Annotated in this window: 11 protein-coding genes; 3 read left to right on the top strand and 8 right to left on the bottom strand. The window is 64.5% G+C overall.

The window, feature by feature from the left end; all coding sequences use genetic code 11:
* Positions 1-42: 42 nt before the first annotated feature.
* The 3 genes from treS (at position 43) to GSQ95_RS13115 (ending at position 6,403) form a co-directional block, all read left to right on the top strand.
* Entirely contained in the window at positions 43-3,372 is a 3,330-nt protein-coding gene (gene treS, locus GSQ95_RS13125) for a maltose alpha-D-glucosyltransferase (RefSeq protein ID WP_158893160.1), read from the top strand.
* Complete coding sequence (gene glgB / locus GSQ95_RS13120) at positions 3,369-5,588, top strand: 1,4-alpha-glucan branching protein GlgB (RefSeq protein WP_158893162.1); 2,220 nt, start codon at positions 3,369-3,371, stop codon at positions 5,586-5,588. The genes treS and glgB overlap by 4 nt, the downstream gene beginning before the upstream one ends.
* Before the next feature lie 89 nt (positions 5,589-5,677).
* On the top strand, positions 5,678-6,403 hold the full coding sequence (locus tag GSQ95_RS13115; RefSeq protein ID WP_158893164.1) for a polysaccharide lyase family 7 protein: 726 nt from the start codon (positions 5,678-5,680) through the stop codon (positions 6,401-6,403).
* A gap of 7 nt (positions 6,404-6,410) precedes the next feature.
* Here the strand turns inward: GSQ95_RS13115 and GSQ95_RS13110 are convergent, their stop codons facing one another.
* The 8 genes from GSQ95_RS13110 to treZ all read right to left on the bottom strand — a co-directional run bounded on the left by GSQ95_RS13110 (position 6,411) and on the right by treZ (position 19,067).
* Positions 6,411-7,457, bottom strand: coding sequence for a YbhN family protein (locus GSQ95_RS13110; RefSeq protein ID WP_158893166.1), 1,047 nt, complete (start codon positions 7,455-7,457; stop codon positions 6,411-6,413).
* Positions 7,454-8,701 carry a cardiolipin synthase ClsB gene (gene clsB / locus GSQ95_RS13105; protein ID WP_158893168.1) on the bottom strand — a complete coding sequence of 416 codons (1,248 nt, stop codon included), beginning with the start codon at positions 8,699-8,701 and terminating at the stop codon, positions 7,454-7,456. Before clsB ends, GSQ95_RS13110 begins: the two co-directional genes overlap by 4 nt.
* The gene (locus GSQ95_RS13100) at positions 8,698-9,459 is read right to left on the bottom strand and encodes an endonuclease/exonuclease/phosphatase family protein (protein ID WP_158893170.1); all 762 of its coding nucleotides are present in this window, start codon (positions 9,457-9,459) and stop codon (positions 8,698-8,700) included. Before GSQ95_RS13100 ends, clsB begins: the two co-directional genes overlap by 4 nt.
* On the bottom strand, positions 9,456-11,645 hold the full coding sequence (gene glgX / locus GSQ95_RS13095) for a glycogen debranching protein GlgX (RefSeq protein ID WP_256664574.1): 2,190 nt from the start codon (positions 11,643-11,645) through the stop codon (positions 9,456-9,458). Before glgX ends, GSQ95_RS13100 begins: the two co-directional genes overlap by 4 nt.
* 249 nt (positions 11,646-11,894) lie before the next feature.
* Positions 11,895-12,398, bottom strand: coding sequence for a DUF2934 domain-containing protein (locus tag GSQ95_RS26280; protein WP_158893172.1), 504 nt, complete (start codon positions 12,396-12,398; stop codon positions 11,895-11,897).
* A complete protein-coding gene (gene treY / locus GSQ95_RS13085; RefSeq protein ID WP_158893174.1) occupies positions 12,395-15,202 on the bottom strand; it encodes a malto-oligosyltrehalose synthase in 2,808 nt (935 codons plus the stop codon). Before treY ends, GSQ95_RS26280 begins: the two co-directional genes overlap by 4 nt.
* A complete protein-coding gene (gene malQ, locus GSQ95_RS13080) occupies positions 15,199-17,265 on the bottom strand; it encodes a 4-alpha-glucanotransferase (RefSeq protein WP_158893176.1) in 2,067 nt (688 codons plus the stop codon). The genes treY and malQ overlap by 4 nt, the downstream gene beginning before the upstream one ends.
* Entirely contained in the window at positions 17,262-19,067 is a 1,806-nt protein-coding gene (gene treZ, locus GSQ95_RS13075) for a malto-oligosyltrehalose trehalohydrolase (protein ID WP_158893178.1), read from the bottom strand. Before treZ ends, malQ begins: the two co-directional genes overlap by 4 nt.
* Positions 19,068-19,089: the final 22 nt, after the last annotated feature.

Genomic DNA, 19,089 nt, shown 5'->3' with positions numbered 1-19,089 from the left:
TGCACGCATACGTTTCAGACGCCCTGTTAAGGACCTGACGACATGGCAAAACCCAATAAAGCTCGCTCCCGCAAACCCGCCGCCTTCATCGACGACCCGCTCTGGTACAAGGATGCGATCATCTACCAGGTGCACGTGAAGTCGTTCTTCGACTCTAACAACGATGGCATCGGCGACTTCCCCGGCCTGATCGACAAGCTGGACTACATCGCCAGCCTGGGCGTCAACACCATCTGGCTGCTGCCGTTCTATCCCTCGCCGCGGCGCGACGACGGCTACGACATCGCGGAATACCGTGGCATCCACCCCGACTACGGCACCATGGCCGACGCCAAGCGTTTCATCGCCGAGGCCCATGCCCGGGGCCTGCGGGTGATCACCGAGCTGGTCATCAACCACACCTCCGACCAGCATCCCTGGTTCCAGCGCGCCCGGCGCGCCAAGAAGGGCTCGGCGGCGCGCAACTTCTACGTCTGGTCGGACGATGACCAGAAGTACGATGGCACCCGCATCATCTTCCTCGACACCGAGAAGTCCAACTGGACCTGGGACCCGGTCGCCGGCCAGTACTTCTGGCACCGCTTCTATTCCCATCAGCCAGACCTCAACTTCGACAATCCGCAGGTCATGAAGGCCGTCATCTCGATCATGAGGTACTGGCTGGATCTGGGTGTCGACGGCCTGCGCCTGGACGCCATTCCCTATCTGGTGGAGCGCGACGGTACCAACAACGAGAACCTTCCCGAGACCCACGTGGTGCTCAAGGAGATTCGCGCCGAGATCGACGCCAACTATCCCGACCGCATGCTGCTGGCCGAGGCCAACCAGTGGCCGGAAGACACCCAGCTGTACTTCGGCGATGGCGACGAATGCCACATGGCCTTCCACTTCCCGCTGATGCCGCGCATGTACATGGCCATCGCCCAGGAAGACCGCTTCCCCATCACCGACATCCTGCGCCAGACGCCGGAGATCCCGCCCAACTGTCAGTGGTCGATCTTCCTGCGCAACCACGATGAACTGACCCTGGAGATGGTGACCGACCGCGAGCGGGACTACCTCTGGAACTACTACGCCTCGGACCGCCGGGCGCGCATCAACCTCGGCATCCGTCGCCGCCTGGCGCCCCTGCTGGAGCGCGATCGCCGGCGCATCGAGCTGCTCAACAGCCTGCTGCTGTCGATGCCCGGTACCCCGACGATGTATTACGGCGACGAAATCGGCATGGGTGACAACATCCACCTGGGCGACCGTGATGGCGTGCGCACCCCGATGCAGTGGTCGGTCGACCGCAACGGCGGCTTCTCCCGTGCCGACCCGGCCAGCCTGGTGCTGCCCTCGATCATGGACCCGCTCTATGGCTACCAGGCGATCAACGTCGAGGCCCAGTCGCGCGATCCCCATTCGCTGCTCAACTGGACGCGGCGCATGCTGGCCGTGCGCAAGCAGCAGAAGGCCTTTGGTCGCGGCACCCTGAAGATGCTGTCGCCTACCAACAGACGCATCCTGGCCTACCTGCGCGACTTCACCAATGCCCAGGGCGAGCACGAGACCATCCTTTGCGTGGCCAACGTCTCCCGTGCCGCCCAGGCGGTGGAACTGGACCTGTCCAGCTTCGCCGGTCAGGTACCGGTGGAAATGATCGGTGGCAGCGCCTTCCCGCCCATCGGCCAGCTGCCCTACATGCTGACCCTACCGCCCTATGGCTTCTACTGGTTCTACCTGGCTGGGAACGAGCAGATGCCCGCCTGGCACACCGAGCCGCCGGCACCCATGCCCGACTACCAGACGGTGGTCATCAAGCGCAATCTGCAGGAGCTGCTGGACGGCGAGCCGCGCCGCATCTTCGAAGAGGTGCTGCCGGTCTATCTGCCCAAGCGTCGCTGGTTCGGTTCCAAGGATGAGACCATCACCGGTGTGCGGCTGGACTATGCCGTGCAGATCAACACGCCCAAGCTGCCGGTGATGTTCAGCGAGGTGGTGGTAACCAATGCCAAGGGCGAAGAGCGCTACGCCTTGCCCCTGGGCTTCCTTGCCGAAGAGGACCAGCATTGCAGTCCGCTGGCGACCCAGCTGGCGCTGTCCCGCATCCGCCATGTGCGGCGGGTGGGTCTGGTGACCGACGCCTTCGCCCTGACCAGCTTCGTGCACGGCGTGTTCGATGCCTTCCGCAAGGGTGCCAGGCTGGCGTCCCCCGCCGGGGACCTGAGTTTCGAGGTCTACGACCAGGCCGAGGACTTCGCGCTGGAGCCGGATATCGAGATCAAGCACCTGGGCGTCGAGCAGTCCAACAGTTCGCTGATCGTCGGCGACCACCTGATGCTCAAGCTGATCCGCAAGGTGGCGCCGGGTATCCACCCGGAAGTGGAGATGGGGCGCTACCTGGCCCAGGCCGGGTTCGCCAACATCGCTGCGACCCATGCCGTGGTCCAGCGCGTCGCTGCGGACGGCACCCCGCATGTGCTGATGCTGGTGCAGCAGCACATCCACAACCAGGGCGATGCCTGGACCTGGAGCCTCGACGGTCTGGATCGCGTCACCCGTGACCTGCTCAGCGGCGGCATCTCCGACGTGGAGAACGAATTCACCGCCATGGGCGATCTGACGGCCTTCGCCGGCGTGCTGGGCAAGCGTCTGGGCGAGATGCATCTCGTGCTGGCGCAGCCCACCGAGGACGCGGCCTTCGCCCCCGAGACGGTGGACGCCGAGGCGGCCAAGGCCCTGGCGCATCGCGTTCGCCTCCAGGTGGACAACGCCCTGGATACCCTGCAAGGTCTGGGCGATCAGCTCGACGCCACTGGCAAGTCCCTGTTGCAGGGCCTGGTCGGCAAGCGCGAAGCCCTGGCCAAGCGCATCGAGGCCCTGGCGGCCGATGTCGAGGGGGGGCTGCGCATCCGCGTCCATGGCGATCTGCACCTGGGTCAGGTGCTGGTGGCTCAGGACGACGCCATCCTCATCGACTTCGAAGGCGAGCCGGCGCGGTCGCTGGAAGAACGTCGCGGCAAGTACGGTCCGCACAAGGACGTCGCCGGGGTGCTGCGCTCCTTCGACTACGCGGCGGCCATGGTCACCCAGTCGAGCAACGCCGGTGCGGATACCTCGGAAGAGCACCTGCAACTGCGTGCCAAGGCGGCCGAGACCTACCGCAATGCTTCCTACGCGGCCTTCCTGGAAGGCTATCGCGCTGCGACAGCCGACATCGGCCACCAGTGGAGCGAGCGGGGCGAGCAGGCGGCACTGGATCTCTACAGCCTGGAAAAGGCGGTCTATGAGATAGGCTACGAGGCTGCCAACCGACCCACCTGGATCAACATCCCGCTACGGGGCGTTGCCGCCATCGTCGAGACCCTTTTGTCCGGAGCCCGCGCATGACCGATCACAACAGCGTTCCTGTCGCTCCGCTGGACGACGCCCGGCTCTCGGCTGCCGAGGCCGAGTCCCTGGCCCGTGGCGAGCACGGCAATCCCTTCGCCGTGCTCGGCCCCCATTCCGATGGCGAGGGCCTGATCGTCCGCGCCTTCCTGCCCAGCGCCCTGGGCGCAGAGCTGGTCGATCGCGTCAGCGGTCGGTCGCTGGCCCAGATGCAACCCGGGCGGGTGCCCGGGCTGTTCGTCGCGCGGCTCGACTACACCGCGCCCTACAAGCTGGTCATCCGCTGGCCCAGCGGGGTGCAGGAAACCGAGGATCCCTATTCCTTCGGGCTGCTGCTGGGAGAAACCGATCTCTATCTGTTCAACGAAGGCCGCCATCGCAATCTCGGCGAGACCTTTGGCGCCCAGCGCTGCCAGGTCGACGGCGTGGAGGGCGTGCGCTTCGCGGTGTGGGCACCCAATGCCCGGCGCGTCTCGGTGGTCGGCGACTTCAACAGCTGGGATGGGCGCCGTCTGCCCATGCGCCTGCGCGCCAACAGCGGCGTCTGGGAGCTCTTCGTGCCACGCCTGCCGGTCGGCACGGCCTACAAGTACGAGATTCTCGGCCAGCACGGCGTGTTGCCGCTCAAGGCCGATCCCATCGCCCTGGCCGCGGAATTGCCGCCGCGCACCGCCTCGGTGGTGGCCGACAACAAGCCCTTCACCTGGCACGACCAGGACTGGATGGCCCGCCGTCGTGAGTTGCAAGGCGTGGAAGCACCCATCTCGGTCTACGAACTGCACGCCGGGTCCTGGCGCCGCGAAGGTGGTGACGAGGGGCGCCAGTACAACTGGCGCGAAATGGCCGAGCGTCTGATTCCCTACGTCCGCGAGATGGGCTTCACCCATATCGAGCTGTTGCCGATCATGGAGCATCCCTTCAGCGGCTCCTGGGGCTACCAGCCCCTGGGCCAGTTCGCGCCCACCTCGCGCTTCGGCACCCCGGCGGATTTCGCCGCCTTCGTCGACGCCTGCCACCAGGCTGACATCGGCGTCATCCTCGACTGGGTACCGGCGCACTTCCCGACCGACGAACACGGCCTGGCCCGCTTCGATGGCACCGCGCTGTACGAATACGAGCACCCCTACGAGGGCTTCCACCAGGATTGGAACACCTACATCTACAACCTGGGGCGTCATGAGGTGCATGGCTTCATGCTGGCGTCGGCCATGCACTGGCTCAAGCACTTCCACATCGACGGTCTGCGCGTGGATGCCGTGGCCTCCATGCTCTACCGCGACTACTCGCGCAAGCACGGCGAGTGGATCCCCAACATCCATGGTGGTCGCGAGAACCTGGAAACTATCGCCTTCCTGCGTCATCTCAACGAGGTGGTCCACGAGGAAGCGCCGGGTGCCCTGGTGATCGCCGAGGAATCCACCTCCTGGCCGGGCGTCAGTGCGCCGGTCAGCGAAGGCGGCCTGGGTTTCGACTTCAAGTGGAACATGGGCTGGATGAACGACACCCTCCACTACGTGGAAGAGGACCCGGTCTATCGCCAGTACCATCACCACCAGATGACCTTCGGCCTGGTGTATGCCTGGTCCGAGCGCTTCATGCTGCCCATTTCCCACGACGAGGTGGTGCACGGCAAGGGCTCGATGATCGAGAAGATGCCGGGCGACGTCTGGCAGAAGTTCGCCAATCTGCGCACCTACCTGAGCTTCATGTGGACCCATCCGGGCAAGAAGCTGCTGTTCATGGGCTGCGAATTCGGCCAATGGCGCGAGTGGAGTCATGATCGCGAGCTGGACTGGTTCCTGCTGGAGCACGGCACCCACCGAGGCGTGCAGCAGCTGCTGGCCGATCTTAACCACCTCTATCGTCACGAACCGGCACTGCACGAGCGCGATCACCTGCCCGAGGGCTTCGACTGGGTGGTCGGCGACGACAATGGCAACAGCGTCTTCGCCTGGTTGCGCAAGGACGCCCAGCAGCGACCGCTGCTGGTAGTCGCCAACTTCACCCCGGTACCGCGTTACGACTACCGGGTAGGCGTGCCGTCGCTGGGTCATTGGCAGGAGATCTTCAACAGCGATGCCGAGCGCTATGGTGGTTCCAACCTGGGCAACGGCGGCGGGGTAACGGCCGAGGAGATCGGCGCCCACGGCCAGCCGGCCTCGCTGAATCTGCAAGTGCCGCCGCTGGGTCTGCTGGTGTTCAAGCCGCAGGGCTGATTCGGGAGCGCCCCATCAGGGGCGCGCTCCGCTGACAGGCATCCCCATTCTGGGCGATGCTTGTCAGGCATCTGGCAACCGAGAGCACCATGATCGATCTCGCCGAATGGAATCTGAAGGTTCCCGTACCCCTGCCCGTAGCCCAGGTACAGACCGCCGAACTCAACAGCAGCGCCTTTCGCAGCCCCTATCTTGCGCGTGGTGAGGGGGGATCGCTGGTGTTCTGGGTCCCGGTAACCGGCACGCCGCAACCCTTCAACACCTATCCTGCCACCGAGTTGCGCGAAACGCGCCCGGACGGCAGTGCCTATGCGTGGAAGTATCGCGAAGGGGATGCCCTGCTGCAGGCCGAAGCCGTGGTGCAACAGGTGCCCTCACGCCCCGAGGTCATCATCAGTCAGATTGAGGACCAGACCGCCGTGCCGGCAGCCCCCCAGGCGCTGTTGCAGCTGGTCTATCAGGTGGAAAGCGTAGCCACTGCCAAGGGACAGGTCGAGCAGGGCCGACTCATCGCCCGATTGCGGGAGAGTCCCAGCGACAGCCCCAAGGATGTCATCCTGCTGGAGCGCCTGCCCCTCAATAGCCGTTTCAGCTATGACATCAAGCTGGCCCGCAGTGGCGTGCTCACCGTCCGCGCCCACGGCACCGGGTCGCGCAACGGTGACCTGGGTCTGCAGCTCGATAGCGCCTGGAGCAGCCATCACCTGTATTTCAAGGCCGGTGCCCGCCTGCGCGATGGGGAGGGGCCCGCCACCGAAGGCGGGCGGGTCCTGTTCTACCGGCTGATCTCCATGCACCAGCCCAACAACCGGTGAGGCTGCTTCAGGTCGCGTGCTTTTCCTGCTGCTTGCGCTCTTCGCGCCGGTCGTTGCTGACCTTGAGCTTCTTGGCCCGGCTTTCCAGGGCGAAGTAGAGCACGGCCGCGATCAGCAGCGGCAGGATGAAATACAGCGTCCGGTAGCCGAGCAGGGCGGCGATGATCTTGCCGTTGGAGAGGCCGTCATTGGCCAGCAGAGCGATGAACACCGTTTCCAGTACCCCGACGCCAGCCGGGATATGCACGATGACCATGGCGATGCTGGAGAGCAGCAACACGCCCAGCACATGCAGATAGTCCACCTGGCGGCCAAGGAACAGGTAGACGATGGCCGCCATGGCCATCCAGTTGATCGAGGACACCAGCAGCTGCAGGCAGGCCATGCGTAGCGAGGGCAGGGCGAGGCGTTGCTTGCGCACCGTCCATTCGCGCTGCTTGGCGAAGGCGCAGACACCCAGGTAGAAGACGATGAAAGCCAGCAGGCCGAAGCCGATCAGACGCAGCGTGGTGTCGCCGACGAACCAGTTGGGCGGCATGTCTACCACGCCACTGACGAAGATGCCGCCGGCCAGCAGGATATAGCCGAGCCAATTGGTGGCGATGCTCAGGGAAAAGATGCGGGTGATGGTGCCGCTGGAAAGGCCCAGGCGAGAATAGAGACGGTATCTCATGCCGATGCCGCCGACCCAGGTGCTCAGGGTCAGGGTGAAGGCGTAGCAGATGAAGGAGACCAGGAACACCTGGCGCTTGACCAGCTTGTGTCCGCAATAGGCACGTCCGATCAGGTCATAGCAGCCATACATGATGTACGACAGCACCACCAGGCCGCCGGCCATGGCCAGCGTGGTCCATTTGTAGCCGGTGAAGACCTTCCAGACCTCGCCCCAGTCCACCTTGCGGGCATAGATCACCAGCAGCACCACTACCGCGATCAGAAAGACCCAGGTGAGGATCTTCTTCGCCAGCACCCAGCGACCATTCTGCGGTTTGTCGGCAGCCTGCTGGTCGTCCTCGTCGTTGGTATGATCCAGGGCGTCGCTGTGGCTGCTCATCGTTGGGGATACCTTGAAATCGAGGAATCGACCCGATCCTGGGTTTCGAGTTCGGGCTGCACTGGCGGACTCACCAGTTCGATCTTGGGGGTATGACCGGGCAGCCAGCCGACCCAGGCGGGGAAGTGGCGCAGGAAGTGAAAGACCAGCATCGTCTTGGCCAGATGCCAGTAGGTGCGCTTGGGTACCTTGCTGCTGTCGACGTGCTCGCAGTGATTCTGGATCAGGGTTTCCAGGCGACCGCGCAATTCGCGGTTAAAGGCGTGGTCATGGAAGATCAGGTTGCATTCGAGGTTGAGCGAGAGACTCAGGGGGTCGAGATTGCTCGAGCCCACGGTGGACCAGTGCTCGTCCATGGTCGCCACCTTGCCGTGCAGGGGCCGCAGGCAATATTCGTAGATCTCCACCCCGGCCTTGACCAGGTAGTTGTAGAGCATCTGGGCGCCGACCTTGACGATGGCCATGTCCGGTTCGCCTTGCACGATCAGCACCACGCGGACGCCCCGCTGCGCCGCATTGCGCATCTCCCTGAGCAGCCGATAGCCCGGGAAGAAGTAGGCGTTGGCGATCACCACCTCGCGCTTGGCGTTGCGCAGCATCTCCAGGTAGTGCTTTTCGATGTCGGCGCGATGCTCGTCGTTGTCGCGGAACACCAGCAGCGCCTGGGCATTGCCGGGATTGCGATTGTCGGCCGGCTTCTGCGAGCGCTTGCCCCACCAGCGGTGGGTTTCTTCCGGGGAGTTGATGGCGTCGCGCGCGAAGCGGTGGATGTCATCGACGATGGGGCCTTCGACCTCGACGGCGTAGTCCTGCTTGGCTTCGGGTCCGAAGTCGCCCAGGTGCTCGGCGGAGTAGTTGATGCCGCCGATGAATCCCAGGCGGGCGTCCACCACCACGATCTTGCGATGCAGGCGACGGAAGAGATTGGTCCTCATGCCCATGACCAGGGGGCGCGGATCGTAATAGCGGAACCGCACGCCGGCATGCACCATTTCATCGATGAAGTCGCGTGGCAGATCGGGCGAGCCGTAGGCGTCCACGGTGATGTCCACCTGGACACCACGCTTGGCCGCCGCGACCAGCTCTTCCTGCAAGGCCTTGCCGACCTTGTCGTAGAAGAGGATGAAGGTCTCGATGATGATCTCGCGCTCGGCCGCGCGGATCGCCTCGAAGACCCGTGGAAAGAAGTCCTCGCCGTTTTCCAGCAAGGCGATGCGGTTTCCGTCCCGCCATTCGAAATTCATAGGTGGAAGTCCGCAGCCAGGGGAGCATGGTCGGACAGGTGCGACCACGGCTGATTGCCTAGCACCTGTGGGCGCCCTACGCTGACGTTGCGCGTGTAGATGCGATCCAGGCAGAGCAGGGGTCGCTTCGCCGGGAAGGTCTTGGGCAGGCGCCCCGCGGTCTTCATGAACACCTCTTCGAGGCCCGCGCCCTGGCCAAGGATGTCATTGGCCTTCTGGCGCCAGTCGTTGAAGTCCCCTGCCACCACAACGGGGGCGTCGCTGGGCAGGGATTTGATATGTTCGCAGATCAGCTGCATCTGCATCTGGCGATGTTTCTCGCGCAGGCCCAGATGCACGCAGATGACGTGCAGATCCACGGCCTGATCCGGGATACGCAGGACGCAATGCAGCATCCCGCGCTTTTCCGGACCGGCGATGGAAATGTCGAAGTTGTCGTAACTGACGATGGGAAACTTCGACAGCACCGCATTACCGTGATGGCCGTCCGGGTAGACCGCATTGCGCCCATAGGCGAAGTCGGTCCACATCGAATCGGCCAGGAACTCGTACTGCGGCGCCGCCGGCCAGTTCTCGAAGCGCAACGGGTGCTTTTCGTGGGTACCCAATACCTCCTGCAAGAAGACAATGTCCGCTGACACCGTCCGCACCGCCTCGCGCAATTCCGGCAAGATGAACTTGCGGTTGAAGGACGTGAAGCCCTTGTGCGTGTTGATGGTCAGGACCTTGAACGAAAAACCCTGTTGCGCGTTCGTCATGCCTGGCGCTTCCTCCGCTTGGTCTGGGTCAGCTCGAACAGCAATACCGAGCGTCCGGTGACCTGATAGGTGTCTCCGAAATTGAAGACGTCGCCGGCATCCAGGTCAGGCTGATTGGTATCCAGTTGCAGGGACCAATGCTCGCCCATGGGGACTTCCGGCAGGGTGAAATCCACCACGTCATAATGAGCATTGACCAGAATCAGCAGCGAGGTATCCGCGCCCTTGCGACGAATGCCGGTCGGCTGGGCACGGCCATCGAGCAGGATGCCCATGCACTTGTTGCTGCCGTCCTGCCACTGCTCGTCGCCCATCTCGGTGCCACCGGGCTGTAGCCAGGTGACATCCTTGACGCCCAGTTCTTCGTTGTAGGCACCGGTGAAGAAGCGGCTACGACGCAGCAGCGGATAGCGGCGACGCAGGTCGATGAGGTTGCGCACGTATTCCTGGAGTTCGGCGCTCTTTTCGCTGATCTCCCAGTTGACCCAGCCGATCTCGCTGTCCTGGCAGTAGCCGTTGTTGTTGCCGCCCTGGGTACGCGCGAACTCGTCCCCGGCCAGCAGCATGGGCGTGCCCTGGGAAAGGAAGAGGGTCGCCAGCAGGTTGCGCATCTGCCGATAGCGCAGTTCGATGATCTCCGGATCGTCGGTCTCACCCTCGACACCGCAGTTCCACGACAGGTTGTGGGAATGGCCGTCGTTGTTGCCTTCGCCATTGGCCTCGTTGTGCTTGTCGTTGTACGACACGGTATCGGCCAGGGTGAAGCCATCGTGGGCGGTCACGAAGTTCACGGACGAGTAGGGCTTGCGACCACGACGGTTGAACTTGTCGCCGGAGCCCAGCAGGATCTTCGCGAAATCGCCGATCTTGTCTTCGTCACCCTTCCAGAAGGCCCGCGCGGTGTCGCGGAAGGTGTCGTTCCATTCCATCCAGCCGGGCGGGAAGTTGCCGACCTGATAGCCGCCGGGGCCGCAGTCCCAGGGTTCGGCGATGAGCTTCGTCTCGGCCAGGATCGGATCCTGACGGCAGGCGTGCAGGAAACCGCCGCCTTCATCGAAGCCGTCCGGCTCGCGGCCCAGGATGGTGGCCAGGTCGAAGCGGAAACCGTCCACGCCCATCTCAGTCGCCCAGTAGCGTAGCGAGTCGGTGACCATCTGCAGCACGCAGGGGTGGCTCATGTTCAGGGTGTTGCCGGTTCCGGTATCGTTGATGTAGTAACGCGCATCATCGGGCATCAGGCGGTAGTAGTTGGCGTTGTCGATGCCCTTCAGCGAGAGGGTCGGGCCCATCTCGTTGCCTTCGGCGGTGTGGTTGTAGACCACGTCGAGGATGACCTCGAGGCCGGCATTGTGCATGCGCGCGACCATCACCTTGAATTCACCGATGGACTGGCTGGCCATGTAGCGCGAGTGCGGGGCGAAGAAGGCCAGGGTGTTGTAGCCCCAGAAGTTTCTCAGGCCCTTTTCCAGCAGGTGGTTGTCATCGAGGAAATAGTGGATCGGCATCAGCTCGACAGAGGTCACGCCGAAGGACTTGATGTAATCGATGACTTCGCTTTCCTGCAGGCCGGAGAAGGTACCCCGGGCGTTCTCGGGCACTGCCGGGTGCTGCATGGTGTAGCCGCGGACATGGGTCTCGTAGAACACGGTGCGGTCACGCGGGACACGCGGATGGGTGGTGTTGCCCCAGGTGAAGGCGGGGTCGATGACCCGGCACCGCGGCATGAAGGGGGCGCTGTCTCGCTCGTCGAAAGACAGGTCGCCGTCGGCGTGGCCGATGGTATAGCCGAACAGGGCGTCGTTCCACTCCAGCTCGCCGACGATCTGCTTGGCGTAGGGATCGATCAGCAGCTTGTTGTGGTTGAAGCGGTGGCCATTCTGCGGCTCGTACGGGCCATGCACGCGGTAGCCGTAGAGGGTACCGGGGCGGGCGTCGGGTAGATAGCCGTGCCAGATCTCGTTGGTGAATTCCGGCAGTTCGATGCGCTCGATTTCTTCCTTGCCTTCGTCGTCGAAGAGACAGAGTTCTACCTTGGTGGCGTTGGCGGAAAAGATGGCGAAGTTCACGCCGGAGCCGTCCCAGGTAGCGCCCAGGGGATAGGGCAGGCCTTCACGAACACGAGACTTGGACTTGCTGATGAACGCGGTCGCTTCGGTTAAGGGCTTGTTGGAATCGGTTGATGTCATTTCGACGCTCTCGGGGATAGCTAGGAAGGAAGTAGCTCTGACTCGGCTCTCAATACCTGCCGGTGGCTGAATCGATACAGATCCGGCTACCATTATATGAAAGGCCCGACGCAGCGCAGTTCCGGGCCCTGATGGCGAACCGACAAAGCGTTGTTTTTTCTGGAAAAATCAGGAGAACAGCGGTAACGCGAACACCGCAGCGAGGCGGCAGGGGAAGGCCTGGCCGAACGGCCAGGCCGGAACATCACATCACTCGGTGGCGGCGGGCTTGGCCGTGGTCGCCTTGGCGCGGGAAGCGCGCGGCTTCTTCGGCGTGGCCGGTGCCACCCCTACGCCGGTAGCCTCGACGTTGGCGTCGGCCTTGGCCTTGCTGGCCGGAGCCTTGCTCGCGCCGGTCTTGCCTGCACCGGGCTTGACCGCCTGCTTGACCTTGGTCGCGACCTTCTTGGCGGCCGACTCGACCTTCTCGGTCACGGACTCACCGGCAGCTGCGTCCTCGGTGGCGGCCTTCTCGCTGCCACTCTTGGTCTTGCCGGTGGTGCCGGCCTTGCTCGCGACAGGCTTTTCCGCGCTGGCTGCAGCCTTGGTCGCGCGGGGCTTCTTGGCCGCGGTCTTCTTGGCCACGCCTTCCTGTTCGGCTTCGTACAGTCGGGTCGCCATCTCCCAGTGGCGATCATGTTCGTGAGCCGGCCGTCCTTCGGACTCCCAGATCTGATAGGCGAGCTGCTGGATGCGTTCGTCTTTTTGGGTCATTGCGGTGCGGCTCCTTGAGTGATGTCTTGTGTGCTGAGCAATCCAAGCGGAAAACGTGCCAGAACCTCGCCGACAGAAAGCTCTTTCTTCTGGTCATGGACAGATGCCGGGGCAAAAGTTTCCCTGAAACGGTACATGGACAAGGTTTCGGGAAGTTTTATCCGGGTGTCCTGCCAACCCTCTGCGGAAAAGCGCAGCTTTCCGCTGTTCTCCAGCAGGTCGGAGGCATGCACCGGCACGATGACGATCACCGCCTGTTGCTCCCAGGTACGGGCGAAGGCCAGCACCTGATCGGCATGGGCACCCACTACGCTCAGGGGCAGGTAGTCACCTTCGGTGAACAGTTGCGGCTGCTGCTTGCGCAGTTGCAATACGGCAGCCAGTACCTGCTGCTTGATCTCGCCGTTCTGCCAGGCGTCCAGGGCGGCATCGACCGAGGCGTGCCTGGTCAGCGCCTGCTGCCGCGGGGCGTAGTCCACGGCGCGACGGTTGTCGGGCTCCACCAGGCTGAAGTCCCAGAATTCACCACCCTGGTAGAGGTCGGGCACGCCGGGCGCGGTATTGCGCAGCAGCATCTGCACCAGACCGTTCAGGGCACCCGCCGGCGCCAGTTCCTGTACCGCGGTGACGATCTCGCTGCGCAGGCCACGGTACTGGTCGTCGGTGAGCAGACCTTCCAAAAAGGCCTTGCAGGCCGCTTCGTAGTCACCGTTCGGCGCCCACCAGTCGGACTCCAGCTTCTCCTCGCGCAGGGCCTTTTCCTGCCACTGCAGCAAGCGCTCCAGATAGGCCTCCAGACCCTGCTGGTCATCGGCCTGCAGATGCAGTGGCCAGCTGGCGAGCAGGGTCTGGTAAAGCATGAGTTCGTCGCCCGGCGTCGGCGCCGGGGCGTCGTTCCACTGGCCGCGCAGCGGGGCGGCCTGCTGCATCCAGCGGGTGGCCTGGGCGATGTAGGCGTCCGGACGTTCCGAGACCACCGCCAGGCGGGCGCGGGTGTCCTCGCCACGCTTGTGGTCGTGGGTCGCGGTGGTCAGCATGTTGCGTGGGAAGTGTTCGGCACGCCAGCCGCTGGCCTGGTGGAAGGCGCTGAGCGGCTGGGCGAAATGCTGCGGATCGAAGCCCACGTCATTGCGCGACAGCAGCGGGGCGGAGCGATAGCAGGCGGTGTCTTCCACGGCCTTGGCGGCGATGGGCGAAGTGAGCTGCTGGAACTTGGTGATCGTCCGGCGCTGTTCGCGACGCGCCACGCTGCCCACGGGCTTGTGCCGCGGGGCATCACCACCCAGCCAGGCGCGCAGTTGCTCCAGCAGCGGCTGTTCTGCTTCGCTGACATGGGGGCGGGCGGCCTCCAGCGCGGTGTCGAACCACTGGGCATCGGCACCGACGAAACCTGCCGCGCCGGCATAGGTGCGGTAGACCTTGAACTGCACGATCAGCTCCAGCAGTACCCGGCGGATGGCACCCTGACTGGTGTCGCGGGTACGCCAGTCCTGTTGGGCGAGCAGGTGCAGGGTGTGCACGGCCGATTCGAATTCGCTGGACAGCGCGCCGGTGAGAACCAGCCGCCGTGCTTCCCGTACCTCTTCGAGGAAGTCCTCGGTACGACCGGTCTGCTCGGCCCAGAACCGGCGGAGCGGTGCTTCGCCGCTGGCCGCATGCTGCACCGCCGAGACTTCGTTCATGAACTCGTAGCCGGTCGTGCCATCGATGCCCCAGCCTTCGCGCAACTGCTCGCCGTCCGCCAGGATCTTCTCGATATAGATGGGGAAGCCGTCCTCCGGCGCACCACCGGTGCGGTTGGCGCAGAGGGCATCCACCCGACGGCGCAGCTTGCGGCAATAGGCACGGGGATTGGCCAGGCCGTCGATGTGATCCAGACGCAGACCGTCGAGCAGGCCTTCGCTGATCAAGCGGAAGATCAGCGAATGGGTTTCCTCGAACACCTCGTGGCGCTCCATGCGCAGACCGCCGAGTTCGGTGATGTCGAAGAAGCGCCGCCAGTTGATGTCGTCCGATGCGGTGCGCCAGCTGGCCAGGCGGTAATGCTGGCTCTCCAGCAGGGCATGCAGGCGTTCCTGGTTGGCTGGCTGGCTGCCGTCGAAGGCGGCGACGGCCTTCTCGATGGCGGCCGCCACTGCGGGATCCTTGGCGGCATCCGCCAGCTGGCGCTGGGCATCGCGGGCTTCGTCCAGATCCTTGGCACGCGCCGAGAAGGCATCGGCGAAGAGGCTCAGTTGCGGCAGGTCGCTTTCGCGCAGGATCTGGCCATAGGTGCCCGGGTTGATGGGGAAGTGGTGGGCGTAGTACTCCACGCGGAAGGCGCCTTGCTCGGCGTCGAACACCAGCTTGAGATCGCCGGCCTGCAGCACGTTGCCATAGGCGTCACCGAGGAAGGGCAGCAGCACCTGGCCCTGCAGATCCGGGTCGGGGCCATACCAGTTGATGTCGTAGAAGCCGGCATAGCGGCTCTGGCGACCCCATTCGAGGATGTCCAGCCACCAGGCGTTTTCCGAGCCGCCCACGTTGGTGTGGTTGGGCACGAAATCGGCGATCAGCCCCATGCCGTGCTCACGCAGGCGGGCAACCAGGCGCCGCAGCGCCTCTTCGCCGCCCAGCTCCGGGTTGACCCGGGTCGGATCCACCACGTCGTAGCCGTGCACGGAGCCGGCGCGAGCGGTGGTGATGGGCGAGGCGTAGACGTGGCTGATGCCCAGCTTGGCGTAGTAGTCCACCAGGGGCAGGGCATCGTCGAAGGTGAAGTCCTTGTGGAACTGCAGGCGTACGGTAGCGCGCAAGCGACTCATCGAGTGTTCTCCGGATTATTACGCGCAGTGCTCAGCACGCTCAGGCGTCGTTTAGGGGTAGCAGCGTTCAGCAGGCGCTCGGCCGGGTCGTTCCAGCGGCGCAGCCAATTGGGGTGTTCGTTGGTGGTGCCGGGCAGGTTGGCCTGCTCCAGCTGGCCCAGGGCATCCTCCACCGGCAGGATGATCAGCGGTGCCGGGGTGCGGCCGATGAAGGCGATGGCGGCATCGACCGCCTGTTCGACGTTGCTTTCCCGGGTGTCGTCCAGTTCCAGCACCTTGGCCAGGTATTGGCGATCCTCGGCCCGCTCGTCGAGCCGCTCCTGGCGCGAGGTGCCATCGGGCAGCAGCCCCAGCTCCTCCTGCCAGTCGGCATCGCGGCCCTGCCACCAACCGGTAAGGGTCGGCAGGTCATGGGTGGTGGGCATGCCCATGGCCGTGTCCGACCATTGCGCGGCGGACTTGAAGGCCTTGCCATCTCGCTCGAACAGCAGCACCTGCATGCCCATGATGGCGCGCTCGGCCAGGCGTTCGCGGAAGCCTTCGGGGACCGTACCCAGGTCTTCACCCATGACCACGCAGCGATGACGCCAGGATTCCAGGGCGACCAGTCGCAGCAGGTCGTCGATGGGGTACGAGAGATAGGCACCGTCGGCCGGCGAAGCGCCCTCGGGCACCAGCCAGAGGCGTTGCAGGCCCATCACGTGGTCGATGCGTACGCCGCCGGCATGGGCGAAGTTGGCCCTGAGCATCTCGATGAAGGCGCGGAAGCCGTGCTTGACCATGCCGGTGGGCGAGAACGCGGAAATGCCCCAGCCCTGGCCTTTCTGGCTGAGCAGGTCCGGTGGGCAACCCACGGTGACCGAAGCCAGCAACTCTTCCTGCCGACTCCAGGCCTGGCTGCCGCCGCCATCCGCGCCCACGGCGATATCGGCGATCAGGCCGATCTTCATGCCCGCGTCGCGACACTGTGCCTGGGCCGCGGACAGCCCTTCGCTGGCCAGCCATTGGGTGAAGGCATAGAACTCCACATCCTGGGCATGGCGTTCGGCGAATTCGGCCACGGCCGGGTTCCTGGGGTCGCGATACTGCTGCGGCCAATGCTGCCAGCTCGGCGAGGCAGCGCCTTGGGTAAAGGAGGCATGCAGGGCTTCGAAGCGACAATGGTTTTCCAGCGCCTCGTCCCCGTCGCGGCGGAAGGCCTCGAAGCGCTCGCGCAGCTCGCCGCCGGCGGTGCGAAACTCCAGGTGCAGGGTGCGCAACAGACGCAGGCGCAGTTTGGCCAGCGCCGGCCAATCGATCAGCTCCAGCTGCTCCAGGCGCTCGGCTTCCGCCTGCAGGCCGGCGCGCTGCATGGCCTGGCGTACGGACTCGGCGCCCAGAACCAGCTCCGGCGCGGCGTAGAGGACATTGAAGAACACCCGACTCGACGGCGAGTAGGGGCTGTAGCGGCTGCCATCGGCGCTGAACATGGCGTGCAAGGGGCTGATGGCCAGGGCGTCGGCGCCCTGGCCGCCGGCGGCCTTGGCGAAGTGCACCAGGCCCTGGAGATCGCCGGCGCCGCTGCCCCCTTCGCGTCTGAGGCTGTAGAGCTGCACGGCCAGACCCCAGAGACGGGCCTGTTCATTGCCGGTGGCGTCGGCGATGGTGAAGCAGCGTTCCGGCGCGACGGCCAGGGTTAGGGCTTCACCATCGACCTCGGCCTGGTGATAACCGACGGCGCTGATCGGCGCTAGCTGTCCGCGGTCATCGACCTGGCCGTTCAGACGCCCGCCACCTTCCAGCTGTACCTGGTAGCGGACACCGCGCTTGAACTGGTCCGGCGCCCCGACCGGTTTATCGATCACCGCGGTGATGAGCGGCGGCAGGTGGTGCTTGTCGCCCACCTCGTCCAGCTTGCGCAGGCTGGCGTCGATATCGGTGTCACTGTCCGCCGGCAATTCGATGGCCTTGAGCAGATTGCGCAATGCCTCCGGGCTTACCCGTTGCTGTTTGCCGTCGTAGGCGGTCCATTCGATGGCGATGCCCGCGGCCTCGGCCAGTTGTTCCAGACGATCGCCACTCATGCCTTTTTCTCCAGCCAGACCAGTGCCGAATGCGCGGTCAGCGTGCCGTCCTGGCGGGCAGGCGTTGCCGCCGCGTCGCTGCTGTGCAGCAACTCGCCCTGAGGCGCCTCGTCCAGCGGTACGGCCTTGTCGCTCAGGTTGAGTTCGATGGTCAGGCGGCTGCCGTCGGCGAGGCTCCAGCGCGCGCGCACGGCGCGGTCGGCCAGGGCTTCGGCGCCTGCGGGACGCGCCCCTTCCAGACGCGGGAAGAGTTCGCGACGGCGAATCTCCAGCAGCTCGCGGTACAGCCCCAACCAGGCCGCGTGATCGGGCTGATCGGCTTCGCCGAAATTGGGCTTGGAGTCCTCGAAGGTCTTGGGCGCGTTCGGATCGGGGATCTGCTGGCGATGCTCTTCACTGGTGAAGAAATCGAAGTCCTTGAACTCGTTACGGCGACCATCGCGGACCAGTTCGGCCAGTTCATCGTTGTGGCTGGTGAAGAACAGGAAGGGCTGACGGCTGCCCCATTCCTCGCCAATGAACAGCAGCGGAATCATCGGACTGAGCAGCAAGAGCGCGGTGGCGGCCTTCAGCGCCGGCTCCGGTGCCAGACGGGTCAGGCGTTCACCGAAGGCGCGGTTGCCGACCTGGTCGTGGTTCTGCAGGAAGATGACGAAGGCCGAGGCCGGCAGGTCCTTGCTGGGTTCACCGCGGGCCTTGCCGTGGCGAGTCTGCTCGCCCTGGTAGATGAAGCCTTCGCCCAGGCAGCGCACCAGCTTGGCCGTGGCGTCCTCGGTGAAGTCCTGGTAGTAGCCTTCGTTCTCGTCGGTCAGCATGGGATGGATGACGTTGTGCCAGTCGTCCGCCCACTGCGCGTCGTAATGCTTGCCGCCCAGCAGGGTGGCGGTGTTGTCTTCGTTCTCCAGCATCAGGTGGATGTGGCGACCCGGCTCTACGGTACTGCGGATCTCCTCGGCCATCTCTTCGAGGAAGCCCTTGTCGTTGATGGCATGGACCGCGTCGAATCTCAGGCCATCGAAGCGGTACTCCATCAGCCACATCAAGGCGTTGTCGATGAAGTAGCGGCGCACGGCGTCCTGGCGGAAATCGATGGCGGCGCCCCAGGGCGTATGGATGTCTTCGCGGAAGAAGCGCTCCGCGTAGGCATGCAGGTAGTTGCCGTCCGGGCCGAAGTGGTTGTAGACCACGTCCAGGTAAACCATGACGCCCTGGCCGTGGGCGGTGTCGATCAGCGATTTGAGATCGTCCGGGGTGCCGTAGGAGGCTTCCACCGCATAGGGCAGGACGCCGTCATAGCCCCAGTTGCGATCACCGGGAAATTCCGACAGCGGCATCAGTTCGATGGCGGTGACGCCCAGCGCGGCCAGGCGGGGTACCAGCTTCTCTACACCGGAAAAGCCACCCAGGGTGCCGACATGCACTTCGTAGATGACGCTTTCATGCCAGGGGCGACCCTGCCACTCGACGCTTTGCCAGTGGTAGGTGGTGGGGTCGATGACGATGCTGGGCTCGTGCACGTCGCCGGCCTGGGCGCGGGACGCAGGATCCGGGACCAGCAGATCCTCGATCTGATAGCGATAACGGGTACCGGCGCCGCATTGGGCCTCGACCGCGAACCAGCCGTCTTGCTCGGCCTCCATTTCAAGGGTCATGCCGCCTTCCAGGACCACCGAAACGGCTTCGGCGCTGGGTGCCCAGAAGTGGAAGAGGGTGCGGTCCTTGCCGACCAGGGTGGCACCGGCACGGGTTTGCCAGGCATAGCCCCCGGTCACCGCGGCTGCGTCGCGCGAAATATCAGTCATGGATAGAGAACTCCCGAAGCCG

The sequence above is a fragment of the Pseudomonas sp. BAV 4579 genome (assembly GCF_009765395.1).
GTDB lineage: Bacteria > Pseudomonadota > Gammaproteobacteria > Pseudomonadales > Pseudomonadaceae > Chryseomonas > Chryseomonas aestiva.
The sequence above is the reverse complement of the archived record's forward strand: the minus strand, read 5'-3'. Positions and strand labels throughout refer to the sequence as shown.